The organism is Hyphomicrobium sp. (assembly GCF_047600905.1).
Lineage (GTDB): Bacteria > Pseudomonadota > Alphaproteobacteria > Rhizobiales > Hyphomicrobiaceae > Hyphomicrobium_B.
Genome location: NZ_JASGKD010000001.1, coordinates 2,978,359 through 3,001,668 on the forward strand (window position 1 = coordinate 2,978,359; position 23,310 = coordinate 3,001,668).

General features: G+C 61.3%; 25 protein-coding genes and 1 tRNA gene. 10 read left to right on the plus strand and 16 right to left on the minus strand.

Features of this window, described 5'->3' with window-relative positions:
- The first annotated feature begins 8 nt into the window (after positions 1-8).
- Positions 9-1,190 (plus strand): efflux RND transporter periplasmic adaptor subunit, encoded by a 1,182-nt coding sequence (locus QM780_RS14270; RefSeq protein ID WP_415071115.1) that lies wholly within the window; start codon positions 9-11, stop codon positions 1,188-1,190.
- Between the two features lie 31 nt (positions 1,191-1,221).
- Here QM780_RS14270 and QM780_RS14275 read toward each other — a convergent pair whose 3' ends face one another.
- The 6 genes from QM780_RS14275 to QM780_RS14300 all read right to left on the minus strand — a co-directional run bounded on the left by QM780_RS14275 (position 1,222) and on the right by QM780_RS14300 (position 4,870).
- A complete protein-coding gene (locus QM780_RS14275; RefSeq protein ID WP_415071116.1) occupies positions 1,222-1,494 on the minus strand; it encodes a hypothetical protein in 273 nt (90 codons plus the stop codon).
- Between the two features lie 195 nt (positions 1,495-1,689).
- A complete protein-coding gene (locus QM780_RS14280; protein ID WP_415072049.1) occupies positions 1,690-2,121 on the minus strand; it encodes a DUF6691 family protein in 432 nt (143 codons plus the stop codon).
- Entirely contained in the window at positions 2,121-2,561 is a 441-nt protein-coding gene (locus QM780_RS14285) for a YeeE/YedE family protein (RefSeq protein WP_415071117.1), read from the minus strand. Before QM780_RS14285 ends, QM780_RS14280 begins: the two co-directional genes overlap by 1 nt.
- Before the next feature lie 250 nt (positions 2,562-2,811).
- A complete protein-coding gene (locus QM780_RS14290) occupies positions 2,812-2,994 on the minus strand; it encodes a hypothetical protein (RefSeq protein ID WP_415071118.1) in 183 nt (60 codons plus the stop codon).
- 248 nt (positions 2,995-3,242) lie between these two features.
- A complete protein-coding gene (locus QM780_RS14295; RefSeq protein ID WP_415071119.1) occupies positions 3,243-4,328 on the minus strand; it encodes a helix-turn-helix transcriptional regulator in 1,086 nt (361 codons plus the stop codon).
- Positions 4,329-4,525: 197 nt separating this feature from the next.
- Positions 4,526-4,870: a hypothetical protein gene (locus QM780_RS14300; protein ID WP_415071120.1), complete on the minus strand. Its 345-nt coding sequence runs from the start codon at positions 4,868-4,870 to the stop codon at positions 4,526-4,528.
- A 239-nt stretch (positions 4,871-5,109) separates the two neighbouring features.
- Between QM780_RS14300 and QM780_RS14305 the strand changes: the two genes are divergently transcribed.
- Together QM780_RS14305 and QM780_RS14310 are read left to right on the plus strand one after the other, a co-directional pair.
- Entirely contained in the window at positions 5,110-5,652 is a 543-nt protein-coding gene (locus QM780_RS14305) for a flavin reductase family protein (RefSeq protein ID WP_415071121.1), read from the plus strand.
- Between the two features lie 214 nt (positions 5,653-5,866).
- Positions 5,867-6,169 (plus strand): hypothetical protein, encoded by a 303-nt coding sequence (locus tag QM780_RS14310; protein WP_415071122.1) that lies wholly within the window; start codon positions 5,867-5,869, stop codon positions 6,167-6,169.
- A gap of 472 nt (positions 6,170-6,641) precedes the next feature.
- Here the strand turns inward: QM780_RS14310 and QM780_RS14315 are convergent.
- Positions 6,642-6,717: transfer RNA gene (locus QM780_RS14315), tRNA-Ala, on the minus strand.
- A gap of 176 nt (positions 6,718-6,893) precedes the next feature.
- On the opposite strand from QM780_RS14315, the gene QM780_RS14320 reads away from it, so the two are divergent.
- From QM780_RS14320 to folD, 3 genes are read left to right on the plus strand one after another with little or no spacing between them, the layout of a single operon-like run.
- Positions 6,894-7,184: a YggT family protein gene (locus QM780_RS14320; RefSeq protein WP_013950096.1), complete on the plus strand. Its 291-nt coding sequence runs from the start codon at positions 6,894-6,896 to the stop codon at positions 7,182-7,184.
- On the plus strand, positions 7,181-7,531 hold the full coding sequence (locus tag QM780_RS14325) for a DUF167 family protein (RefSeq protein ID WP_415071123.1): 351 nt from the start codon (positions 7,181-7,183) through the stop codon (positions 7,529-7,531). The genes QM780_RS14320 and QM780_RS14325 overlap by 4 nt, the downstream gene beginning before the upstream one ends.
- Positions 7,532-7,554: 23 nt before the next feature.
- On the plus strand, positions 7,555-8,439 hold the full coding sequence (gene folD / locus QM780_RS14330; RefSeq protein ID WP_415071124.1) for a bifunctional methylenetetrahydrofolate dehydrogenase/methenyltetrahydrofolate cyclohydrolase FolD: 885 nt from the start codon (positions 7,555-7,557) through the stop codon (positions 8,437-8,439).
- A gap of 68 nt (positions 8,440-8,507) precedes the next feature.
- Here the strand turns inward: folD and QM780_RS14335 are convergent, their stop codons facing one another.
- The 5 genes from QM780_RS14335 to QM780_RS14355 all read right to left on the minus strand — a co-directional run bounded on the left by QM780_RS14335 (position 8,508) and on the right by QM780_RS14355 (position 14,388).
- A complete protein-coding gene (locus tag QM780_RS14335; protein ID WP_415071125.1) occupies positions 8,508-10,037 on the minus strand; it encodes a YifB family Mg chelatase-like AAA ATPase in 1,530 nt (509 codons plus the stop codon).
- Between the two features lie 81 nt (positions 10,038-10,118).
- On the minus strand, positions 10,119-10,496 hold the full coding sequence (locus QM780_RS14340; protein ID WP_415071126.1) for a hypothetical protein: 378 nt from the start codon (positions 10,494-10,496) through the stop codon (positions 10,119-10,121).
- A 28-nt stretch (positions 10,497-10,524) separates the two neighbouring features.
- On the minus strand, positions 10,525-11,022 hold the full coding sequence (locus QM780_RS14345; RefSeq protein ID WP_415071127.1) for a hypothetical protein: 498 nt from the start codon (positions 11,020-11,022) through the stop codon (positions 10,525-10,527).
- A gap of 41 nt (positions 11,023-11,063) precedes the next feature.
- On the minus strand, positions 11,064-12,014 hold the full coding sequence (gene gshB, locus QM780_RS14350) for a glutathione synthase (RefSeq protein WP_415071128.1): 951 nt from the start codon (positions 12,012-12,014) through the stop codon (positions 11,064-11,066).
- A 139-nt stretch (positions 12,015-12,153) separates the two neighbouring features.
- Positions 12,154-14,388 (minus strand): primosomal protein N', encoded by a 2,235-nt coding sequence (locus tag QM780_RS14355; RefSeq protein WP_415071129.1) that lies wholly within the window; start codon positions 14,386-14,388, stop codon positions 12,154-12,156.
- A gap of 107 nt (positions 14,389-14,495) precedes the next feature.
- Between QM780_RS14355 and fsa the strand changes: the two genes are divergently transcribed.
- The 4 genes from fsa (at position 14,496) to QM780_RS14375 (ending at position 18,693) form a co-directional block, all read left to right on the plus strand.
- Positions 14,496-15,152: a fructose-6-phosphate aldolase gene (fsa, locus tag QM780_RS14360; RefSeq protein WP_415071130.1), complete on the plus strand. Its 657-nt coding sequence runs from the start codon at positions 14,496-14,498 to the stop codon at positions 15,150-15,152.
- A gap of 15 nt (positions 15,153-15,167) precedes the next feature.
- Positions 15,168-16,592 (plus strand): FAD-binding oxidoreductase, encoded by a 1,425-nt coding sequence (locus tag QM780_RS14365; protein WP_415071131.1) that lies wholly within the window; start codon positions 15,168-15,170, stop codon positions 16,590-16,592.
- Between the two features lie 64 nt (positions 16,593-16,656).
- On the plus strand, positions 16,657-17,628 hold the full coding sequence (locus QM780_RS14370) for a tyrosine recombinase XerC (protein WP_415071132.1): 972 nt from the start codon (positions 16,657-16,659) through the stop codon (positions 17,626-17,628).
- 33 nt (positions 17,629-17,661) lie between these two features.
- Entirely contained in the window at positions 17,662-18,693 is a 1,032-nt protein-coding gene (locus QM780_RS14375; RefSeq protein WP_415071133.1) for a TraB/GumN family protein, read from the plus strand.
- An 11-nt stretch (positions 18,694-18,704) separates the two neighbouring features.
- Here the strand turns inward: QM780_RS14375 and QM780_RS14380 are convergent, their stop codons facing one another.
- The 4 genes from QM780_RS14380 to odhB all read right to left on the minus strand — a co-directional run bounded on the left by QM780_RS14380 (position 18,705) and on the right by odhB (position 23,301).
- Complete coding sequence (locus QM780_RS14380) at positions 18,705-19,418, minus strand: hypothetical protein (protein ID WP_415071134.1); 714 nt, start codon at positions 19,416-19,418, stop codon at positions 18,705-18,707.
- A 564-nt stretch (positions 19,419-19,982) separates the two neighbouring features.
- Positions 19,983-20,438, minus strand: coding sequence for a YaiI/YqxD family protein (locus QM780_RS14385; RefSeq protein ID WP_415072050.1), 456 nt, complete (start codon positions 20,436-20,438; stop codon positions 19,983-19,985).
- Positions 20,439-20,607: 169 nt separating this feature from the next.
- On the minus strand, positions 20,608-22,011 hold the full coding sequence (gene lpdA, locus QM780_RS14390; RefSeq protein ID WP_415071135.1) for a dihydrolipoyl dehydrogenase: 1,404 nt from the start codon (positions 22,009-22,011) through the stop codon (positions 20,608-20,610).
- A gap of 3 nt (positions 22,012-22,014) precedes the next feature.
- The gene (gene odhB / locus QM780_RS14395) at positions 22,015-23,301 is read right to left on the minus strand and encodes a 2-oxoglutarate dehydrogenase complex dihydrolipoyllysine-residue succinyltransferase (RefSeq protein ID WP_415071136.1); all 1,287 of its coding nucleotides are present in this window, start codon (positions 23,299-23,301) and stop codon (positions 22,015-22,017) included.
- Positions 23,302-23,310 lie beyond the last annotated feature (9 nt).

Genomic DNA, 23,310 nt, shown 5'->3' on the forward strand with positions numbered 1-23,310 from the left:
AAATCGCGATGCGCGTTTGGAAGGCAGCTCTTCTCGGATTGATCGCAATAGGCGGCGGTGCTGCTTATTACTATCGCCAGGCGATCCCAATGCTTCTGGCGGAGGTCGAAGGCAACGCAGGTGCGCCGCCGCCCGGCGCTTTCGTTATGCCGGTGCCGGTGACACCTGTCGTCAAACGGCCTGTCGGCATCTATCTCGAATATCCGGCACGCACCGAATCCATCAACAACATCACGCTGCAAGCCCGCGTCTCGGGCTACCTGCAGGCGCAGCACGTTCCTGACGGCTCGGACGTCAAGGAAGGCGAGCTGCTCTACACGATCGATCCGCGCGACTATCAAGCGGCGCTCGATCGGGCCAAGGCGGAAAAGCAGCGCGATATCGCAGCGCGCGATTATGCGAGTTCCAATCTGGAACGCGGCACGGAACTTTCGAAGAGCGGCTGGCTGGCGAAAGACACTTTCGATCAGCGCTCCAGTTCGCTGCGCCAGAGCGAGGCGGCCATCAATATCGATGACGCCGCCATACGGACCGCCGAGCTCAATCTCGAATACACGCAAATCCGCGCGCCGTTCGCAGGCCGGCTCGGCAAGAACCAGGCGGCGATCGGCGCGCTGATCAGCGTTGCGGGCGCCCCGCTCAACACGCTGGTCCAGCTCGATCCGATTTATGTGACGTTCAATCCCTCGGAAACAGATCTCGATGCGATCGAGAAGGTCCGCAAGAGCGGCACGGTTGCTGCCGAAATATTCCAGCCCGGCGACAGCAAGCCGCCGCATAAGGGTACGATCACTTTCGTCGATAACGCCGTCGACCGCTTGACGGGAACGCTCACCGCGCGCGCTACGATCGCGAATGCGGACCGTGGGCTGCTGCCGGGGCAATACGTTCGCATTCGGGTGCATGCCGGAGAGAATCCCGATGCGCTTCTCGTGCCTCAGACGGCGATCGGCTCCAGTCAGCTTGGAAAATACGTCTACGTCGTCGGCGAGAAAAATGTTGCCGAGCAAAAGCTCGTCACGCTCGGGCCGACGGACGGGGATCTCGTGACAGTCTCCGGGTTGGACGAGAAAGATATGGTCATCACCGGCAATCTGCAGAAAATCGGACCGGGAGCGCCGGTGCAGCCGATCACGGCGCCGCCCCCTCAGGCGAAGGCGGGGCTGCAGACGGGAAGCACGGTGAATTAGTGACTGCTGTCATTTTCCGACGGCCGCGAACCTAGGGCTTTTTCGCGCCGTCACCGCCCGGCGCCACGACGCTATAGTGCGTGTGTCCGGGCAGTTCGGACGACACATCGGTGGTATCGGGCGGCATAATCGGTTTGTGTACCACCGGCAAAGGATCGGTGTCGGCCGTTCGACCCAATTGCACCAAGTACCAACCGCAGAATGCGGCGGCTGCGAGCAATGCAAGGATCAGCGCGCCGCCATGATCTGTCCGGGGCGGAGAAGTGCGGATTTTTCCATGGCTCGGCGGACCATGATATTTCATCGTCAAGAGCACTCAGTCGGATCGCAGACGATCGACGGAGCGCCGCATCGTCCGATTGGCTGACGTCTCGTACCCTTGCGCGCGAATCGTGCACGCGAAGGCGTACGCTCCTTGATATGAAGCGGACCCGCGATTGGCAAACAGCAAGTGGGCCGTGAAGCTATAGTTGTTCGGCGCTGCGCTCTTATTTCAACATCAGGCGCTTTGATAGGCAGCTTGAACGCGCTTCAGCCACGTCGCACCGGCAACGCCGATCAACATGGCCGGCACGAAGACGAAAATCGCGGGCGCCGCGAGGACAATCGAGACAAGCGCAGGGCCAGGGCATAGCCCGACAAGACCCCAGCCGGCGCCAAAGATCGCTGCACCGATGACGAGTTGCCGATCGATCTGGCGCGCCGTGGGGACACGAAAATGATCATCGAGGACGGGCTTTGCGCGGCGGAACACCATGCGATAGCCGATCATCGTGACGATGACGGCGCCCCCCATGACGAATGCCAGGCTCGGATCCCAATGCCCCGCAAGATCGAGGAAGTTCAGAACCTTGGCTGGATCAGCCATACCCGACAGCAACAAACCGAATCCGAACAGAATACCGGCGAGGAAATTGAAGATAATAATCATCATGCGGCTCCGATCACATGTCGCGCGATGAAGACGACGGCGATGGCCGTTGCCATGAAAATTGCCGTAGCAACGAAGGATCGCGGCGAAAGACGAGACAGGCCGCAGACGCCATGTCCGCTGGTGCAGCCGCTGCCGTAAACCGCGCCGAAGCCGACGAGCAAACCTGCGACGGCGGCGAGGGGAAGATTTTCAGTCACCGTCTGAACGACACCGTGACCGGAAAGCGGGACCCAAATAAGCGGGGCGACCACCAACCCCGCAACGAATGCCAATGCCTGGAGCGGCTTGCTGTCTGACCCCGGCAGCAAAAGGCGGCTCAGAATGCCGCTGATGCCGGCGATGCGGCCGCTCATAAGCATCAGAAGAACGGCAGCACCTCCAATGAGAGCACCACCTGCCGCGGACGCGAGGGGCGTAAATTGAGTTTCGATAGGCATTTCAGTTTCCCCGAGATCCTCGCCCGGACGAGGCATTTGATCTCGAAGCATGAAATAAGTCCCGGGGGCCCCGGTTGACAATATCGGAGCGGCTGCCGTGCCGTCGCAGTTACCTTCGGAGCGCGCTCCCGACTCTGCAAATCAATGCGCGAATCTGATTGTTTTTGTGGAAGCCTGACGGCGGCTTAAATCGAATATCTCTGACGCGGCGCACAACGCCAATTGTCTGCGATGTGATCGCTTCGGCGATTCAGTTGGTGAAATGCTTCTCGATCGGGGAATTCAAAAGCGCGCGTTCGACCGCCGACTTCAGCCCGGTCAGCGCTTTGTGAAGCACGATCAGAAGCTCGCGATCAGCGGCCGAAAGATCGGTGTGGGCGCCGTCTTCCACAGCGCGACATAAATCCAGAAAATCCAATCGATGGTCAGACATAATATCTCCGTCAATAGCTGCGGAATTCGTGATGCGGGCGCCATACTGCGCGATAAGCTATCGGTATAAATTCTTTTGAATTGCCAATTTTCCTGATTATCGATCGCGTCTTACTCTAGCCAATCCGTGTCCTGCATGGTCCAAATGCACCAGCAGTGCGCCGCCCAATTTGTTTGCAATGGCCCATTGATAAATTTATCGCACTCATTTTTCCGATTGGGGCCTGCACTTTTAGCCAATGTCACCGTCTAATTTCTTTGCAAAAGCCATGCAACCAGCGCGGCTTGGCGATTTGTTCCCGTTTTTGCGAAGAGAGCGGCGAGCTGTTTGCGCGCCGTATTGATCGATATTCCGGCCTGATCGCTGAAATCGGCAAGAGACAGCCCGGTAAGCAGCGCTTTCGCCAGCCGCGCTTCGGCGGATGTGAATTGCGATGGAAATTGATCCGCACGCTCATTGCGTTCGCTTATCAGCAGGACCAGCGCGTGCGGCGCTTCCAGCATCGGCAATTTCAGGACAACGAGCGAGGCGCGATCGCCTGACACCGGCAGACGGCATTGCACCGGACCGCCGACGGGTGCCTGGCAATTGAATACGGCATCGACAGCTGTGAGAAAGGCCGAATGCACGTCACTGTCCTTTATGCGCAATTTTCCGATCGGATCGATCGACAGAAATGATCGCTCGCGCAAATGGCTTTCGGCGGGCGGATTGACGGCCTTTACGGCGCGGTTTTGCGAAATGAGAATGGCGATGCACGAAAATTGTGCGGGCAAGCCTGCGCTCATCGGATCAGCCCGATTGACCTTCGACAGCGCGACAGCACGTTTCAAATGCGGCGTTAAAAGCTCGAACTGCCTCGTGTAGCGATCCCCATCACGCTCCAGCTTCTTCTCATCGGGCGCGATGGCCAGGACGACCATCTCCCGTCCGTCATTGTGGATCATGCACCCCAAGTGCTCGGGGCTGATGCCCTGCGGTCGCATCCAGTCATTGTAGAATTCGGAGCGTAGCGCTTCCTCCCTGCTGACGACCGCAGTCGCAGGCGTGACGGTAAAAGGCGCAAGCCTTGCGAACGATTGGACTGGGTAGGGATTGCAGCTTGAAAAGTGTTCCTGGTAGCCGACCAGATATTTTTGTTCGAGACCGAATGGGAAGGCGAGAGGGGTGGTCTGAGTTTCGATATCGAAGAAGTGCAATATACCGTTGGCGCCATCGAAAGGCTTGCGCAGCCTGTCGAGGAATAGGGGCCATAGCTCTTTGTTCACGGCCGCGCCGTAAATGAGATCCAGAAGAGCCGGGAGATCCTCCAAAACGAAGGCGTTCAGCGTCATTATCAAGCAATGTCACAAAATTGATATCGCGCGGTGGGAAGCGCAAATTGCTATGAAACTGACGGTATGGGAGGAAGTTTGCAACAATCTTTGTTGCGGTTTTGATCATAAGAGGCGGAGCCCGGCCGGCCGAAGGCACGAAACGGGCTGAATGCCGCCGCGGGCGATTGTTTTGCAGACAAGAAATTATCGCGGCGCTATTTCGCTTTGGACGAAAGTTCGCGGTCAAGGTCGTAGGACTTGCATCCGCCAGCGACCAACAGTGCGTTCACTCCGGCGGCATCATCGCGGAGCTGGGATATCTGAGCCGATTTTTTGGCATCGAAGTCCTTTTGGCCGCCGAGCATGTCGAACAAGCTGCCGTTGCTCTTCGGCGCCGACGCCTGCAGGACCTTGATGCGATCTATCCGCTCGCGAACGTAGGCGTTGGGCGCGGCGCAAGGATCGCTACTCGTCGGCTGGGGGTTCTTTTGGCGATGCTTGGCAAGGCCCAGCTCCGGCGCGCCCAGAACCGCGAAGGCGCCAAGAATGATGGTAGACATAAAACGGCGGCCGTACATTTTTGTCCCCGGAATCCCCCCGTCGAAGCCCGTGACCGACGACGCCAAGATACGGCCTAGCGTCGGATCGGCTCAATAGTTCGAACGCAGTAATGATATAGGTCCGACGGCCACGCTCTCAAGCAACGCCGGACAAGAAATCGAGATGTCCGGCAAACTCTCGGTTCAATCGCGGATGCAACGACAGCTACACAGACCGGCGAAATCGAAGGAATTCTTGCATGCGGAAGATGAAACTGAGCAGGGCTTTCACTCTGATCGAGCCGGGGCCGGTCGTGCTCGTGACGACGCAGGGGCGAGACAAGAGCAATATCATGACGATCTCGTGGACTATGGTGCTCGACTTCACGCCACAGTTCGCGCTCTGCACCGGCAGCTGGAACTATTCATTCGAAGCGCTCAAGGCCACGAAAGAATGCGTCATCGCAATTCCGACGGTCGATATGCTCGATACGGTCGTCGGCATCGGCACATGCTCAGGGAACGACACGGATAAGTTCGCCAAATTCGGGCTGACGGCTGTGGTGGGAAAAAATATCGGCGCGCCTTTAATCGGCGAATGCCTCGCAAACATCGAGTGCCGAGTGATCGACTTCGTTTCTTCGCACAACATCGTCGTGCTCGAGGGCGTTGCCGCCTACTTTGATTCATCAAGGAAAGAGAAACGCATGCTGCACGCGGTCGGCGATGGAACCTTTATCGTCGACGGGCGCACATTTGATCGGAAGAAAAAGATGGCTGCCAAGCTCCCGTCGGGGCTTTGATTTGAGACGTCGGACGGGGTCAGGCGTCGGTGGCGCGAGATTTCGACGGGGGCGAATCGTGCCGCGCGACGGGCAGCTTTATGAGTGGCAAATGTGGCACTCTGTCTAAACTCCTTGCAGGATAACCCGGCCTGACGCAGGCCGATTCTGTTGTCGGGGGCTATGCGCTCATCTAGTTTCTGAACCGGGGTAAATTCTTTTTTTGGAGGGGCAAATGCGTTCTTTGAAACTCGGCTTGGCCGCCGCGGCGGCATTCTGCGCACTTTCGGCGACGGCCCAGGCGGACTGCGTCAAGGTCGGGGCGGTCGGCGAGGCCGTGACCCATGATATCGCCTATCTCTTTTCAACACACGGTCTGGCAAACGTCATCTATGGGCAGGGCCGCGTGGGCAAAGGCCCGGTGCACACGAAATGCGACGACGGCGCTGGCACGACGACGTGTCACTCCTCGCAGATCGCGTGCAAGGTGACGACACCCAAAACCTGCTTAGGCGCTTGGCTCTGCTTCCCCGCCTGACCCCGTCGCTCGGCGCAACTGAAGAATAGCCTTGCTGCGAAGGGGGCTTCGAACCGCTTCGTGAACGCTTCGCCCGCTGGGTCGGAAGAGGATTACTGGATAGCGATGACGTTCAGTTCATCGCGTCAGCTTCGCCGATTTCGACCCAGAGCCTGCTTTTCAAGAAAGCGGGAAAAAAGCAGCCCGGATAAGTTCGTTTTATCGAATCGGGCGATCTCGAGCTATCAATCCAAATTTTATGACGTGAGTGTTGTGCCGGGTATTCTTCGGCCTATGGCGCTCGGATTTACCCGCAACGAATCCGGGACTTGATCGCCCGCTACTGACCGCGGCGATCCTGCTTCATTCTGATTTTTTTTTGCTGTCGCGAGAATGTGCTGCGAGCCATTGCTCGCGCTCAGCTTGCTGCGGGTGGGCACAAGCGCCTGATAACGGTTGCTAACCTTGGAAGAACAACAATTTAGCTGGCAATTGGTGGAGCCGAGGGGAATCGAACCCCTGACCTCTGCAGTGCGATTGCAGCGCTCTCCCATCTGAGCTACGGCCCCGGATGCGCGGCATTTAGGGTTCGCGCTCCACCCTTGTCAAGAAATCGCCTCGGCCGGTCTGCGGCAGCCGGTTGCTGTCCAGGTGCGAAAGTCTCAAGGCGAGCCGGATCAGAGACTTGCGGGGTACCGGGTGTCGGGGCTACATGGCGCAACGACACCTAACCGCGGGACGGCGAATGCTCGAGCTTCTGGGCTTTATCAACTATCTCATCACGCTTTACACTTACGTCGTCATCGCCGTTGTGATCGTCAGCTGGCTCATGGCGTTCGGGGTGGTCAATCCCTATAACCCCATCGTGCGGTCGATCTGGCAGGCTCTCAATGCCGTGACGGAACCGCTGTTGGCGCCCATCCGCAACGCCATGCCGAATATGGGCGGGCTCGATATTTCGCCCGTCATCCTGCTTCTCGCCTGCTATTTCATCCAGACCGTCGTCCTGCCGAACATCGCCAAGGCCGTGGTGTGACGAACGCCGGGGGCGTCGGCCGGGAGGCCGGAAAGGCCTGGCGGCATGACACCGCGTGCGTCATTGCGCGCTTTCGGTTAACGCCGAAATCGTCCAAAGAGGCGGTTGACGGGGTGGTCGAAACCCCCGACGGTCCGGCCTTTCAAGCGCACGTCCGCGCCCTTCCCGAGGATGGAGAAGCGAACAGGGCTCTCGAAGAGCTCGTCGCCCGATGGCTTGGCGTGGCGAAGCAGTCCGTTTCGCTCGCCAAGGGCGGGAAATCGCGGATCAAATCCTTGCGGATTTCTGGCGATCCGGGAGTGCTCGACCAGCTTTTGCAGGACCGAACAAGCAAACTCAGAAAATAGCGAAACGAGGAGGAACAAGCGGAATGTCGGCGCAGGTGATCGACGGAAAAGAAATCGCAGCGAAAGTCCGCGCCGAAGTGGCTGCGGAAGTGGCGCGACTTCAAAAGGAACATGGGCTGAAGCCCGGGCTTGCTGTCGTGCTCGTCGGCGAAGATCCGGCAAGCAAGGTCTACGTGGCCAACAAGGCCAAGCAGACTGTCGAAGTCGGCATGAATTCGTGGGAGCATCGCTTGCCGGCGGAGACGAGCGAAGCCGATGTGCTGGCCCTCGTCGACAAGCTCAACAAGGATCCGGCGTGCCATGGCATCCTGGTGCAGCTGCCGCTGCCGAAGCACATCAATGCCGAAAAGGTCTTGAACCTGATCGATCCGGACAAGGACGTCGACGGCTTCCATCCGGTAAACGTCGGACGGCTGTGGGTCGGAGAACGGGCGCTGGTGCCGTGCACGCCGACGGGATCGGTTATTCTGGCGAAAACGGTTCATTCGAACCTGTCGGGCATGAACGCGGTGGTGATCGGGCGATCCAACATCGTCGGCAAGCCGGTGGCGGCGCTGCTGCTGCGCGAAAACTGCACCGTGACGATCGCGCACTCGCGGACGAAGGACCTTTCGGGAGTCGTCAAGGCCGCCGATCTCGTGATCGCGGCCGTCGGCATTCCGGAGATGGTCAAGGGCAGCTGGATCAAGCCGGGCGCGACGATCATCGACGTCGGCATCAACCGCGTGCCGTCGGATGGCGGCAAGACGAAGATCGTCGGCGACGTGGCCTATGCAGAGTGTGCGGCAGTGGCAGGGGCGATCACGCCGGTGCCCGGCGGCGTCGGGCCGATGACGATTGCGTGCCTGCTTCGCAATTCGGCACAGGCGGCGGCGATGCAAGCGGGCGTCAAGTCGGCGTTCGGCTGAGGGCGAGGCGAATTCTTCGATCGACGCAATTGGGAAGGGCCTTCGGGCCCTTTTTCTTTAGGGTCCGACTAGGCGGCTCGCGATTGCCGCAGCGTTTCGCCGCGATAGCTCAACGCTTCGGCGACGTGTGAGCGCGAGACGATGTCCGTGCCTTCGAGATCGGCAATCGTTCGCGCGACTTTCAATGTGCGATGGAAGCCGCGGGCAGATAGCCCGAGTGCTTCGGCAGTATGGCGCAGAAGGGCTATGCCGGTTTCATCGGGCATTGCCGTCTGTTCGAGCAAAGCGGCAGAGCAATCGGCGTTCGTGCGTATACCGCGAGCGCCGAGCGCGGCGAAGCGCTGACGCTGTCTTTCTCTTGCTGCGGCGACGCGGGCACGGACTTCCGCGCTGCCTTCCGAGGGTGCGGGCAGCACGAGGTCCGCGGCCGAAATCGCCGGGACCTCGATCTGGAGATCAATGCGGTCGAGAAGCGGTCCCGACACGCGGGCCTGATAATCCGCGGCGCAACGCGGTCCGCGGCGGCACGGTTCGCCCGGATTGGCGCCGCCGCACTTGCACGGATTCATCGCCGCGATCAGCTGGATGCGAGACGGGTACGAGATTCGGTGGTTGGCCCGAGCTATGACGGTCTCGCCCGATTCAAGCGGCTGGCGCAGGGCGTCGAGAACGTTCGGCTGGAATTCGGGAAGCTCGTCGAGGAAGAGCACGCCGTGATGAGCAAGCGACACTTCTCCCGGGCGTGGACGCGAGCCGCCGCCGACAAGCGACGCCATGCTGGCGGAATGATGCGGAGCGCGGAACGGACGCTCGACTGTGAGCTTGCCGCCCATTAGTTCGCCGGCCAGCGAATGCACCATCGAGACTTCGAGGATTTCCTCGGGTTGCAGAGGCGGCAGGATCGACGGCAAGCGCGCGGCGAGCATCGACTTGCCCGAGCCGGGCGGCCCGATCATCAGCAAGTTATGATTGCCGGCGGCAGCAATTTCGAGCGCCCGCTTGGCGGTTTCCTGGCCTTTGATATCGCGCAGATCAGCGGCGTAGCTTTGTGCCGGCAGCACGTTGGGTTTTGGCCGCGAAAGCGTCTGCATGCCTTTGAAGTGGTTGACGAGCGACAAGAGATGCGGGGCGGCGAGAACGTCGATGTCTTCGCTGGCCCACGCCGCCTCGGGGCCGGTGGCGGCCGGACAGATCAAGCCCTTTCCCAGCGCGTTGGCGCCGATCGCGGCAGGCAGCGTGCCCGGTACGGCGCGGATCGAACCATCGAGTGCAAGTTCGCCGATGGCGGCGTAGTTGGCGATGGCGTCGGGGGCGATCGCTTCCATCGCCGACATCATGGCAAGCACGATGGGAAGGTCGAAATGGCTGCCTTCCTTAGGCAAGTCAGCGGGCGCGAGGTTGACGGTGATGTGCTTGTAGGGAAGTCCAAGCCCCACTGCGTGCAGCGCGTTGCGGACGCGCTCCCGGCTTTCGGCAACGGCCTTGTCGGGGAGGCCGACGATGGCGAAGGCGGCGGCGCCCGGCGTCACCCGGACCTGCACCTCGACGGGGCGTGCTTCGATGCCGATGAACGCAAGCGTCGAGATCTGGCCGTACATGCGCGCCCACCCCAAAATACGAGGCCGACGGTAATATTCACGGCGAGGGCAAGTCAAGAACAAATATGGAACAGACTAGCGTTATCCGAGAAAAACATAGGAGCCGGATAGGAAGATGACGCCTGCGATCGCGTAGTCGAGGAGCGAAAACCGCCTAGCGACCCAGCCGGGAAGAGGCGTTTGCCGCGGAGCAAGCCGCACCAGCCAAAGCGCTCCGTATATAATCCACAATATCATGAATGCCGTCGCCGCTCCGGCTTTATCGGGTGGCTGAGGGCCGTCGAGGGATAAGAGCAGCAGTGCGATGCCGACGCTGCCGTAAAGGCAGTAGGCCCCCATCAAGCGGATGGTTTTCCAGAAGCCGCGTGGATCTTTTTGATACTGCCGGTAGACCTCGGGCAAACCGGCAGCGACCGAGATGATCGACACCAGAATGCCGATGACTTCGCCCGCCCCCATCGAACTCGCCCCCCAAGGCGATGCCGGATCAGCCTTTCGTCAGGATCAGCGTGACGCCCCGCAGCGATGAAGAATCGGCGAACTGGATTTCGACCGCCTGTTTGCCGTTATCGACGATGATGTCCATGTTGGCGCTGACGTCGGCGCTCTTGATGACGACGCGGTAGCCCTTGGCGGTCACGTCTCCGGTCAGATCGCCTTCGAAGTTGTGAATCGTCTCTTTCCAGTGACCAGAGAGCTTACCGCCCGCTTCCTTGACGTTGCTGATGATCTCGATATTGCCGCCAGTCGTGGCGCAGCGGACCGTCTGTTTCAATTCGTCTTGCGCATCGGACAGCTGATAAGTGGCGCGGCATTTGATTTTCTCAGGCGGGCTTTCCTTGTAGCCGATCATGCCGATGCCGGTCCAACGCCCCAGGAGCGGGGCGAAAGGCGAGGCGGTCACGGCCGCCGCCGGTTCGAGCGGCAAGGCTGCGGCGAAGCACACAGTAATGGCAGCTGCGGCGCGGATCAGAAATGATTTCATGGCAACATCCCCTTGTTAGCCGCGCGCCTGGAAACAGCGCCTCATGCTTTCGAACTTCTCTTTGCTTCGATGACGTCCCAGATCATGGCCGCGATATCGTTGCCGCCGAAGGCCTTCACCTGCCGGATCCCGGTCGGCGAGGTGACGTTGATCTCGGTGATGTAAGGCCCGATGACATCGATGCCTGTAAAAATGAGTCCACGGCGTTTGAGTTCCGGTCCGAGGCGGGCGCAGATCTCACGATCGCGATCATTGAGTTCGATCGGAACGGCGGTGCCGCCGACGTGCAAATTCGAACGCGTCTCGCCGGCCTGCGGCACACGATTGATCGCGCCGGCAATCTCGCCGTCGACAAGGATGATGCGCTTGTCGCCTTCTTTTACCTCAGGCCGGTATTCCTGGACCATGAACGGTTCGCGAAAGACGGTCTGGAAAAGCTCGACGAGAGAGGCGAGGTTGCCGTCGTCAGGCTTGATGCGGAACACTGCGGCGCCGCCGTTGCCGTAGAGCGGCTTGACGATGATGTCCTTGTGTTCGGCGCGGAAGGCCTGGACGTCGGCGAGCGAGCGCGTGACGAGCGTCGGCGGCATCAGATCGAGGAAGTCAAGGACGAACAGTTTCTCCGGTGCGTTGCGAACATGCGCGGGATCGTTCACCACCAGCGTATTGGGATGAATGCGCTCCAAAAGAAATGTGGTCGTGATGTAGGCCATGTCGAACGGCGGATCCTGACGGAGCAGAACAACGTCGCGTTCGGCAAGGTCGATGACGCGCGAATCCGACAGTGCATAGTGAGCGCCGTGCTTGTCCTCGACCTTCAGCGTTTCACCGCGTGCGAGCAGCTTGTCTTGGCGGAGCGACAAGCCGGGCGGCGTGTAATAGAAAATATCATGGCCGCGCTTCTGGGCCTCGAGCAGGATCGCGAATGTTGAATCGCCGCGGATGTCGATGCGATCGATCGGGTCCATCTGAACAGCGATACGTAAGGGCATGGAAGGCTTTCAAGGCACATTGCGCTGTTCGTCGTTTAGACGATTTGGAGCGTTCGCGGAATCTCGCGAGCGTCAATCGGGCCGAAGCATCCGCGCTTATGGCAAACATGCCGCAGAAGACCGAGCGACCGCCGTCGAATCAGAGGAAATTGTAGGGATCGATGTCGACGGTGACGCGAACATCGGATTTGAGTTTTGGAATCGTTCCAGCCCAGGCTCTGAGATAGCCCTGCAAATCGGCGTCGCGTGGAGCTTTGACGAGCAAGCGCCAGCGGTGGCGACCGCGAACGATCGAGATCGGCGCTTCGGATGGGCCCAAAACCGAAATCGCATCGCTCTGGGGCGCCCGGCGGGCAACATCACGCGCGACGACTTCGGTGAGCGCCTTGTCACGCGATGAGATGATGATGGCGGCAAGGCGGCCGTAGGGCGGCAGCAGGCCCTGCTGGCGTGTGCGCACTTCGTAGTTCAAGAATGACTCGCGATCGCCGGCGACGATGGCCCGCATCACCGGGTGCTCGGGCGAATAGGTTTGTACGAAGCCGCGGCCGACGAAACTCGTTCGTCCTGCGCGGCCGGTGACCTGATGCAAGAGCTGGAACGTCCGTTCGGCGGCGCGCGGGTCGGCGCCGTGCGCGAGCCCGAGGTCGCCGTCAACGACGCCGACCATCGCGAGGCCCGGGAAATTATGTCCCTTGGCGACGATCTGCGTGCCGATGATGATGTCGAATTCGCGCGCCTCGATGGCGCGGATGATCTCGCGCATTTCGGTGAGGCTCGGGATCAAGTCGGAGGACAGGAGCGCGACGCGGGCGTCGGGGAAGCGCTCTTTCACTTCTTCCTGCACGCGCTCGACGCCCGGGCCGCAAGCGACAAGCGAACCCGGCGTCGCGCACTTCGGGCACTTCTCGGGCAGCGCGAGCTGGAAACCGCAGTGATGGCAGGTGAGCTTTTTCTTGAAGCGGTGCTCGACAAGCCAGGCCGTGCATTGCGGGCATTCGACGCGATAACCGCACGAGCGGCAGAGCGTCAACGGCGCATAACCGCGGCGGTTCAAAAACAGGAGTGTTTGCTGGCCTTTTTCAAGCGTTTCGGTGACGCCCTGGACGAGGCTCTGCGACAGCCACTTGCCGGGTTCGAGTTTCTCGGCGCGCAAGTCGATGGCGGAAACGTCGGGCATTTCGACGCCAGAAAACCGCCCCGGCAGAACGGCGTGGCGATAGCGTCCGATCAATGCGTTGACGTGACTTTCGATCGAGGGCGTCGCAGAAGCGAGTACGACCGGGAACTTGCCAAGGTTGCCGCGCACGACGGCCATGTCGCGGCCCTGATAGTGGACGCGATCGTCCTGCTTGAAACCCTGATCGTGTTCTTCGTCGACGACGATCAAGCCGAGCTGGCAAAACGGAAGGAACAGCGCGGAGCGGGCGCCGACCACGCAACGAACATCACCACGCGCGACTCCTTTCCAGATGCGACCCCGTTCGGCAGGGCTCAGCGCCGAATGCCATTCGACCGGCGGGGCGCCGAAGCGACGCTCGAAGCGATCGAGAAACTGGCTGGTCAGCGCGATTTCGGGAAGCAGGATGAGCGTCTGATGGCCGGCTTCGAGTGCACGCGCCACGGCTTCGAAATAGACTTCCGTTTTGCCCGAACCGGTGACACCGTCGAGCAAAGTGACGGAAAAATTTTCGGCATCGACGGCGCTTTTCAATATTTCGACGGCGCGCGACTGATCGTCGGTAAAAGTCGACATCGCATGCGCGGGCTTCGGACGCGGGAAGACGCGTTCGGGAATGGCGACCTCGACGAGCATGCCGGCTGCGGCGAGGCCGTCGATCACGCCGGTCGAGCAGGCGGCGAGATGTGCCAGGTCTGACTTGGCGCGAACGAGGCCATCGGCCGCAATCTCGAGCACGCGGGTGCGCGCCGGAGTCATCTTCGCCGGAGGCGAGGCGCCCTCGACAATCGCGACGCCAAAGCGGGGCTTCGGCGGCTCGAAGGCGGCATCCGCGCTCATCATCATGCGGACGACCATGCCGAGCGGCGCCAGCGTGTAGCGGGCCACCCATTCGGCGAACCGCATCGAAATCTCGGGCAGTGGCGGGGCGTCGAGGCGGCTTGTGAGCGCCTTCAGCTTCTTCGGATCGACAGGCTTGCCCTCCCCGCGGGGGCCATCCCAGACGATGCCGATGCGGGTCTGCGGGCCAAACGGGACAAGGACGAAGGAGCCGGGCTCCGCGTCGATACCGTCGGGCACCAGGTAATCATAGGTCTGGTCGAGCGCCACCGGCATCAGCACGGGCACGCTGCGGGCGGCCGAAGCGGCGCCGTTATCCAGAATTTCAAGCAGGCTATCCAAAGGGGCGTTCAACGGACTAGAAGCTTCCTCCGAGAATCGGTCGTGTTAGGTTTGCCCCGGAGTTGCGGCGCACCAAAGGCAGATCTTCAAGACTTAAGGGACGAGTTGAGGAGAAAGAAATGAAATTCTTCGTCGATACCGCCGACGTGGCCGAGATCAAGGAGTTGGCGGCGACGGGCCTGCTAGACGGCGTTACGACGAATCCGACTCTCGTCGCCAAGGCGGGCCGCGATTTCAAGGAGATCGTCGCGGAAATCTGCGCCGTGGTGCCCGGTCCGGTTTCGGCAGAAGTGGCGGCAACCGATTATGCCGGCATGATGCAGGAAGCGGAGGTTCTGCGGAAGATCGCCAAGAACGTGACGATCAAAGTGCCGCTGACGATGGACGGGCTCAAGGCCTGCAAGGCGCTGACGGGCGAGGGCACGATGGTCAACGTCACGCTGTGCTTTTCGGCGAACCAGGCGCTGCTTGCCGCAAAGGCCGGCGCGACGTTCGTTTCGCCATTCATCGGCCGTCTTGATGATATCGGATTGAACGGCATGGACGTCATTCGCGAGATCCGGACCATCTACGACAACTATCCGGACCTTTCGACCGATATTCTTGCAGCCTCAATTCGGACGGTGAACCACGTCAAGGAAGCGGCTATGATCGGAGCAGATGTTGCGACTATTCCGCCGGCCATTTTGAAATCATTGGTGAAGCATCCGCTGACGGACGCAGGTCTTCAGGCCTTCGTCAACGACTGGAAGAAGACCGGCCAGAAAATCGTGTGAGACAGGCACGAGCACGTGCACGCCAAAACCTTATCCGCGAGCTTGATTGCGCGCTTCGTTGACATCGTCGGCGCGAGCCACGCGCTGACGCAGGCGGAGGATCAGGCCGCGTATCTGAAGGAGCCGCGCGATCGCTATAGCGGCAAGACGCCGATCGTCTTGCGACCGGGCTCGACCGAAGAGGTGTCGCGCATCCTTTCACTCGCGCATGCCGAAGACATTGCCGTGGTGCCGCAAGGCGGCAACACCGGGCTTGTCGGCGGACAAATCCCATCGGACGGCGGCAACGAGATCCTTCTGTCACTTGGGCGGCTCAAGGCAGTACGCGATATCGATGCCGCCGGCGGCACGATGATCGTCGAAGCGGGCGTGACGCTCGCGGAAGCGCAAAATGCGGCCAAGGGCGCGGGGCGCCTGTTTCCTTTGAGCCTTGCCTCGGAAGGCAGTGCGCAAATCGGCGGCGTGCTGGCGACGAACGCTGGCGGAACCGCGGTGCTCGCTTACGGGAACGCACGCACGCTGACGCTCGGCCTCGAAGCGGTGCTTGCCGATGGCCGCGTCTGGCACGGGCTGCGGCGGCTCAAGAAGGACAACACGGGCTATGACCTGCGCGACCTTCTGATCGGATCGGAGGGGACACTCGGCATCATCACCGCGGCGTGCCTCAGACTTTTTCCGCGGCCGGCGGAGCGCGAGACGGCCATCGTCGCATTCGCAAACCCGGAGTTAGCACTCAAACTCTTTCGTCGCGCCGAGGCCGAAGCCGGGGCGTCGCTGACGGCATTCGAGTTCTGGGCGCATCGGGCGTTGGAATTCGCTGTCAAATATGCGCCGAACGTCCGCGACCCTTTCACCGACGGTTATCCGTGGTACGCGCTGATCGAGCTTTCCCATGGCGGCAAGAGCACGCGAATTGCAAACACCATCGAGCCGCTTCTGACGTCGGCGCATGCGCAAGGGCTGATCAGCGATGCGGCCATCGCGCGATCGCTTCGCCAGGCGGATGATTTCTGGCGGCTGCGCGAATCCTTTTCCGACGCGCAGAAAGGAGCGGGCGGCAGCATCAAGCACGACATCTCTGTGCCGGTGGCGTGCATTCCCGAATTTCTCCAGCGCGCCGCCAAAGTCGTCGAGCATGCATGTCCGGGCGCGCGACCGGTGCCGTTCGGACATTTCGGCGATGGCAACCTGCACTACAACGTCACGCAGCCCATCGGCATGGACCGGCAGCGCTATCTCGCGCTGTGGGATCAGATGTCCGGTGCGATCTTCGATCTCGTGATCGAGTTCGGCGGTTCGATCTCGGCGGAGCATGGGATCGGACAAATGAAGCGCGAGGTGCTCAAGCGCTATAAATCGGACGTCGAAATCGACATGATGCGCGCCATCAAAAAGGCGCTCGACCCAAAGGGCATCTTAAACCCGGGCAAGGTCGTGTGACGCGCCGTTAACGGGTTGTTAACCCAACGCGCGAAGGGTCAGTTTGCAATCGACGGTGGGGTCCGTGGCGCAATCGCTTGACGACATTCTGGCAGCGGACGCCGAATTGCCGCTCGGCGGTGACCTCAAGCATGCGGTCGAGGGATGGCTTTCGCATCTCATCATCGAGCGGGGCCAAAGCGACGCAACGCGCGCGGCTTACGAGCGCGACGTCCGGCAATTCCTGGCTTTCCTCAAATCGCATCTCGGGCATCCGCCGTGCCTCGGCGATCTCGAGCGACTCGACGCGCGAACAGTGCGCGCGTTCCTTGCGAGCCGACGCAAGGCCGGTTTGACCTCGCGGTCGCTCGCTCGCTCGCTATCGGCACTTCGGACTTTCTTCCGTTGGCTCGAGCGCGAGGAAACAGCGAAAAACCGGGCTTTTCTGCAAGTCGCGACGCCAAAGATCCCGCATTCGATTCCGAAGCCGCTGACGGTCGAAGGCGCAGCTTCGCTGATGGAGCGCGAGGCGGACGAGCGCGCGGAGTGGATTTCCGCGCGTGACACCGCAGTGCTGCTGCTGCTCTATGGTGCGGGGTTGCGCATCAGCGAAGCGTTGAACCTCACGCCTGCAACGGCACCGATCGACGGCCGCGATATCATGCACATCCGCGGCAAGGGCGGGAAGGAACGCCTCGCCCCAGCGCTTGCCGTCGTCTCGGATGCGATCGGCGTTTACATGCGGCTCTGCCCTTATCCTTTGGAAGCAGACGAGCCGCTTTTTCGTGGCGCCAGGGGCGGCCCGTTGTCGCCCCGCCTGATCCAGCTCGCCATGGAAAAAATGCGGCTTCAGCTTGGCTTACCTGAAACGGCGACGCCGCATGCGCTTCGCCACTCGTTCGCCACGCATTTACTTTCAGCCGGAGCCGATTTACGGCAAATTCAGGAGCTTTTAGGCCACGCCTCGCTCTCGACCACGCAAGTCTATACGGAGGTGAACCGCGACCGGTTGCTGGCCGTCTACGATCAAGCGCATCCGAGAGCCGCGCGCCGCTGACAGCTAAATCGCGTTTTGTGTAACGAGTTCGCCATGACGTCATCCAAGACACCACGTTTTTTCCTTCTCATGTTTGCAGCGCTTGTGCTTGTCGCGGCGCTCGGTGCGGGCGTGGCTTCCGCCGACGATGCGGCGCCGCGCTGCCAGGGCACCGACATGCTGACGGACCTGCAAACAAAATCTCCCGACGTTTATAAAAAAGTCATGGCGGAGAGCAGCGCGCTTCCGAATACCGAAGCGGTTCTGTGGAAGATCGAGAAACCCGGCGTCGCCAACTCGTACCTGTTCGGCACGATGCACCTGAGCGATCCGCGCATCGCGACCTTGTCGCCTGAGGTCAAAGATGCCATCGCGCATTCGAAATCGGTAACGCTCGAGGTCGCCGATCTTTCGGACAAGGCCGTCGCGGCGGCGATGGCGAAGATGGCGGCGCTCATCGTTTACACCGACGGTAAATCGCTCAAATCGGCACTGACGGACGACGAATACAAAGGCGTGCAGCAGACGGTCGCGAAGGCTGGCATGCCCGGCGAACTGGCGGCGATGATGAAGCCGTGGCTCGTCAGCATGCTGCTCGCGACATCGGACTGCGAACGGAAGCAGCTGGCGGCCGGCAAGACCGTGCTCGACCTGCAAGTCGCCGCCGAAGCGCAGAAGAACGGCATCACGATCACCGGCCTGGAGACGATCGACGATCAGCTCAGCGCGCTCGCCGCTGTGCCGGACGACCAGCAGCTCGCAATGCTCAAAGTCGGCCTGAAGTTCATCGACCGTGCCGACGACATGACCGAGACACTGGTGCAGATGTACGTCAAACGCCAGATCGGCGCGGCGATGCCGTTCCAGCTTGCACTGGCGCAGGAAGTCGGGACGTCGCCGGCTGTTTTCGACGGCTTCAAGAAATATCTGCTGGTCGATCGCAACGCGAAGATGCGCACCGCGGCGTTGCCGCTGCTCGAAAAGGGCAATGCCTTCATCGCTGTCGGTGCGTTGCATCTGCCGGGTCCGACCGGGCTTGTCGCACTGCTGCGGGAGTCCGGTTATACGGTGACACCGGTCGAATGAGCGCGCGCTGATCAGGAGTGAGGCTCCGATTGATCGTCGGCTGCGCCAAGACCCATTCCTATTCCGCCCATGGCGATGCCGCCGCCCAACCCGCCGCCAAGTCCGGCGCCGCCACCTTTGCCACCGGAGCCTTCGCCACGGCCTTCGGTTCCTCGTTCGGCCTTGCCGCCGCCACCCGATCGTGACGGCCGCGCGGGGCCTTGTGCTGGAATTTCAAGGTTGGGGGGAAGCGGACTGAGGTCGAGCGCCTCGCGAATAAAGTTGCGAAGCGATACGACAAGCTCGTGCGTATGAATTTTATTCCCCGCGATGAGTTCTCTTGCCGCGCGTGTCGCCAGTTCGACCTGCTCTTCAGTCCCGAGCAGAATAATATCGGAGAGCGCCGATTCCACGGCATCGCGGATTCGTCGCGACCGGTCGGTGGCTTCCTCTAAACCGATGGCGTTGACGTCCTCGCCTTCGGCCGGTGCTTGATCCTGCCGCCGCAGATCGCGCAGGTGGCGGGGATCGACCGTCAATGTGCCGGTGAACGAACCGCCAAGCGTTCGATACGCCGCGATCAACGTGCGCAGCCGTTCGTTGATCTGGCGGTTCATGCGCTCGCGCCGCTGCTGGATCGTGAGCATCATCAACAGGCGGATACCGACACCGACAAGCGTGATGAAGCCCAAGCCGAGCAGGGTCAGCAGCAAGCTATGCCAAGAGCTGAAATCGATACTGCGCATCGGCACCTCCGAGGTTAAGCAGTCTCGCTTCGCTCAAGCGCTGAGTTCGCCCGGGATGACATAGATGCCGGGCACGCACAATACTCGGCCGACCGAAGCCGCCGATGAGGATGAAGCAAGCGAAGGGGCAGATCGGCGACGCCTCGCGTTTTTCAGTTTTTGTTTCGGGATGCAGCCTTCGCCGATCCGCGACGTGCAACGGAGGTGGGCCTCCATTTCGAACCGTCGACACCGCCATCCGCCCGCGCATTCCGATTTATCGAACGGGCGTTGAACCACGGCGCCCCTCGGGGGCTACCGCGGCCGGCAGACGACCCCGGTTCCAGCTGATGGGCCCCGGCAGTCCGGCACGCTCCTGCCGCCCTCAGGATCCCAGCTCGAGCCTTGAGCCCTTCGCATGCGGCAAGATGAGGTGAGTATGCGGCAGGCTCAGAGGGCGGGGATAAGTTTTTTTGCTGATTTGAATTCATACCGAGGAAGGTCGGCGCCCTGACAGCAATTATCACGCGAACTCTTTCATCCCGGCCAAGGCCGGGATGACGGCGAGGGGCGCAGGCGACGGCGTTAGGATCCCGATCGGCGTAATCCCGCCTGCACGGCGTTTTCGAGGGCTTGGAGAAACTGAGAGCGGTCGCGCGCGGTGAAAGACGCGTTGTAGCCACGGCTTTCGCCCGTTTCGCGAAGGTGGCGCTGCATGTCCCGCATCGCCAGCGCCATGCCGATGTTGGCATCGCTGAAGGGTTTCCCCGTCGGGCCGAGGCATTGCGCGCCTGCTTTCAGAGCCCGCGCCGCCAGCGGGATATCGGCTGTCACGACGATGTCGGCGGGCGTTACGTGCTCGGCGATCCAATCATCGGCGGCGTCCGCGCCGTCACCGACGATCACGCGCTTGATCAGCGGACTTTCGTCGAGCCGCATCCAGCTGTTCGAGACCATGTGGACGATGAGATTGTGCCGGGTCGCGACACGGAGAACTTCCGGCTTGACCGGACAAGCATCCGCATCGACGTAGATTTGCATGAGTCGTGTCACCTCAGCCTCGGAAGCACTTTTATATCTCCGTCATGCCGACGAAGAGCCTGCCCCGGCGAAGGCCGGGGTCGGCACCCAGGCAATTGTCATCATCTCGTATGCAGAGGCCTGGCTGGATCCCGGCCGTCGCCGGGATGACGGTGAGGGGATGCTGGCGTCAGAAATGGATGGCGCGCTTGGCGACGGCGAGGGCGGCTTCCTTTATGGCTTCGGAGAAGGTCGGATGCGCATGGCACGTGCGTGCCAAGTCTTCCGCCGAGCCCGAGAATTCCATCAGCACCGCGGCTTCGGCAATCAATTCTCCGGCGACGGCGCCGATGATGTGGACGCCGAGGACGCGATCGGTCGTGGCGTCCGCCAGGATTTTGACGAAGCCCGCGGTCTGATTGATCGCTTTGGCGCGGCCGTTGGCGGTGAATGGGAATTTGCCGACGTTGTAGGCGATGCCTGCGGCTTGCAATTCTTCTTCGGTTTTGCCGACGCTTGCAACCTCGGGACTTGTGTAGATGACGCTCGGGATGACGTCGTAGTTCACGTGGCCGGCCTGACCGGCGATGATTTCGGCCACCGCGACGCCTTCGTCCTCAGCCTTGTGCGCCAGCATCGGACCGGCGATGACATCGCCGATGGCGAAGACGCCGGTGACGTTGGTCTGGTAGTGGCCATCGACGAGCACGCGCTTTTTGGCGTCAAGCGCGATGCCGGCTTCAGCTAGCCCCAAGCCTTCAGTATAGGGAACGCGGCCGACTGCGACGAGCACGGCTTCGGCTTCAATGGTTTCGGCGACGCCGCCCGCTGCCGGTTCGACCTTGGCGACAACGCCCGCATCGGCTGTTTCAACGCTCGCGACCTTGCTCGACAGGCGGAAGGCGATGCCCTGCTTTTCGAGAATGCGCTGGAACGACTTTGCGACCTCGCCGTCCATGCCAGGCAGAATGCGCGGCAGGAATTCGATGACGAGAACTTCGGAGCCGAGGCGGCGCCACACGGAACCAAGCTCAAGGCCGATGACGCCGGCGCCGACGACGAGTAGTTTTTTCGGTACGGTCTGGAATTCGAGCGCGCCGGTCGATGAGACGACGCGTTTCTCGTCGATTTCGATGCCGGGCAGGCGCGTGACGTCGGAGCCGGTGGCGATGACGATCGACTTCGCCTCAAGCGTCTGAGTTTCGCCGCTCGGAGACGTGACCGCGACCTGGCCGGACTTGACGATGCGGCCGGTGCCGAAGTGATGATCGATCTTGTTCTTCTTCAAGAGGTAGGCGACGCCGTCGGTGTTGCCTTTGACCCCTTCGCGCTTGAAAGCCTGCATCTTGGCGAGATCGAGCGTCGGGTCGGTGCCGATGCCCATCGACGCGAATTCGTGCTTGGCCTCATCGTAACAGTGGGAGGCGTGCAGCAGCGATTTGGAGGGAATGCAGCCGATGTTGAGGCAGGTGCCGCCGAATGTTTGCCGCTTCTCGACGACGGCCACTTTCATTCCGAGCTGGGCGGCACGAATGGCACACACGTATCCGCCAGGGCCGGTGCCGATGACGATCAGATCATACTGCACAGCCATCCCTCAGAGCTCCAGGATGAAGCGCTGCGGATCCTCGAGGCATTCCTTGACGCGAACCAGGAAGGTGACGGCCTCCTTGCCGTCGACGATGCGGTGATCGTAGGACAGCGCCAGATACATCATCGGACGGGCGACGATCTGGCCCTTCACGACGACCGGGCGCTCCTCGATGCGATGCATGCCGAGGATGCCGGACTGCGGCGCATTGAGGATCGGCGTCGACATCAATGAGCCGTAGACGCCGCCGTTCGAGATGGTGAACGTGCCGCCTTGCATATCCTCGATCGACAGGCGGCCGTCGCGGGCGCGTTTGCCGAACTCGTTGATCTGCTGCTCGATGCCGGCGAGGCTCAGGCGGTCGGCGTCGCGCACGACGGGAACGACGAGGCCCTTGTCGGTGCCGACGGCGACGCCGATGTGGTAGTAATTCTTGTAGATCAATTCATCGCCGTCGATCTCGGCGTTGACGGCCGGGACGTCGCGCAATGCCTGGATGCACGCCTTCACGAACAGGCCCATGAAGCCGAGCTTCACGCCGTAGCGCTTTTCGAAAATGTCCTTGTACTGCGAGCGAAGCGCCATGACGGCGGTCATGTCGACGTCGTTGAATGTCGTCAGCATCGCCGCCGTGTTCTGGGCGTCTTTCAGGCGGCGGGCGATTGTCTGGCGCAGCCTCGTCATTTTCACGCGCTCTTCGCGCGCGGCGTCGTTACCGGCCGACGGCAGCCGTGTTTCCTGCGGAATGGCCTTCAACGCTGGGGCGGTCGGAATCGTAACGACGTTGGTCACCGGGGCTGGGCTCGACACCTCGTGCACCGGAGGCGGGGTTGCCGGACGCGGCGCTGCGGAGGCGACCGCGGCGAGAACGTCTTCCTTCAGAACCTGACCGCGACGTCCGGAGCCTTGGATTTCGGCTGCTTCCAAACCTGCTTCGGTCAATGCCTTTTGCGCGGCGGGCGGCGGAGGTGGCGGCGGCTGGGCGGAGACAGGAGCAGCCGGAGGCGGCGGAGGCGCGGCCTTGATCTCGGTCTTGACCGGGGCGGCCTGCGTCCCACCTTCGTACAAAGCGGCGAGGAGAGCGCCGACCGCGACGGTTGTGCCCGATTGCACGAGGATTTCGCCGAGAACGCCGGAGGATGGCGCGGGAACCTCGACAGTGACCTTATCGGTTTCGAGTTCGACCAACGGTTCGTCGGCGGTGACCGTATCGCCGGATTTCTTGAACCACTTGCCTACGGTCGCTTCCGTTACGCTTTCTCCGAGCGTGGGGACGCGGATCTCGATCGACATTTTTATCCT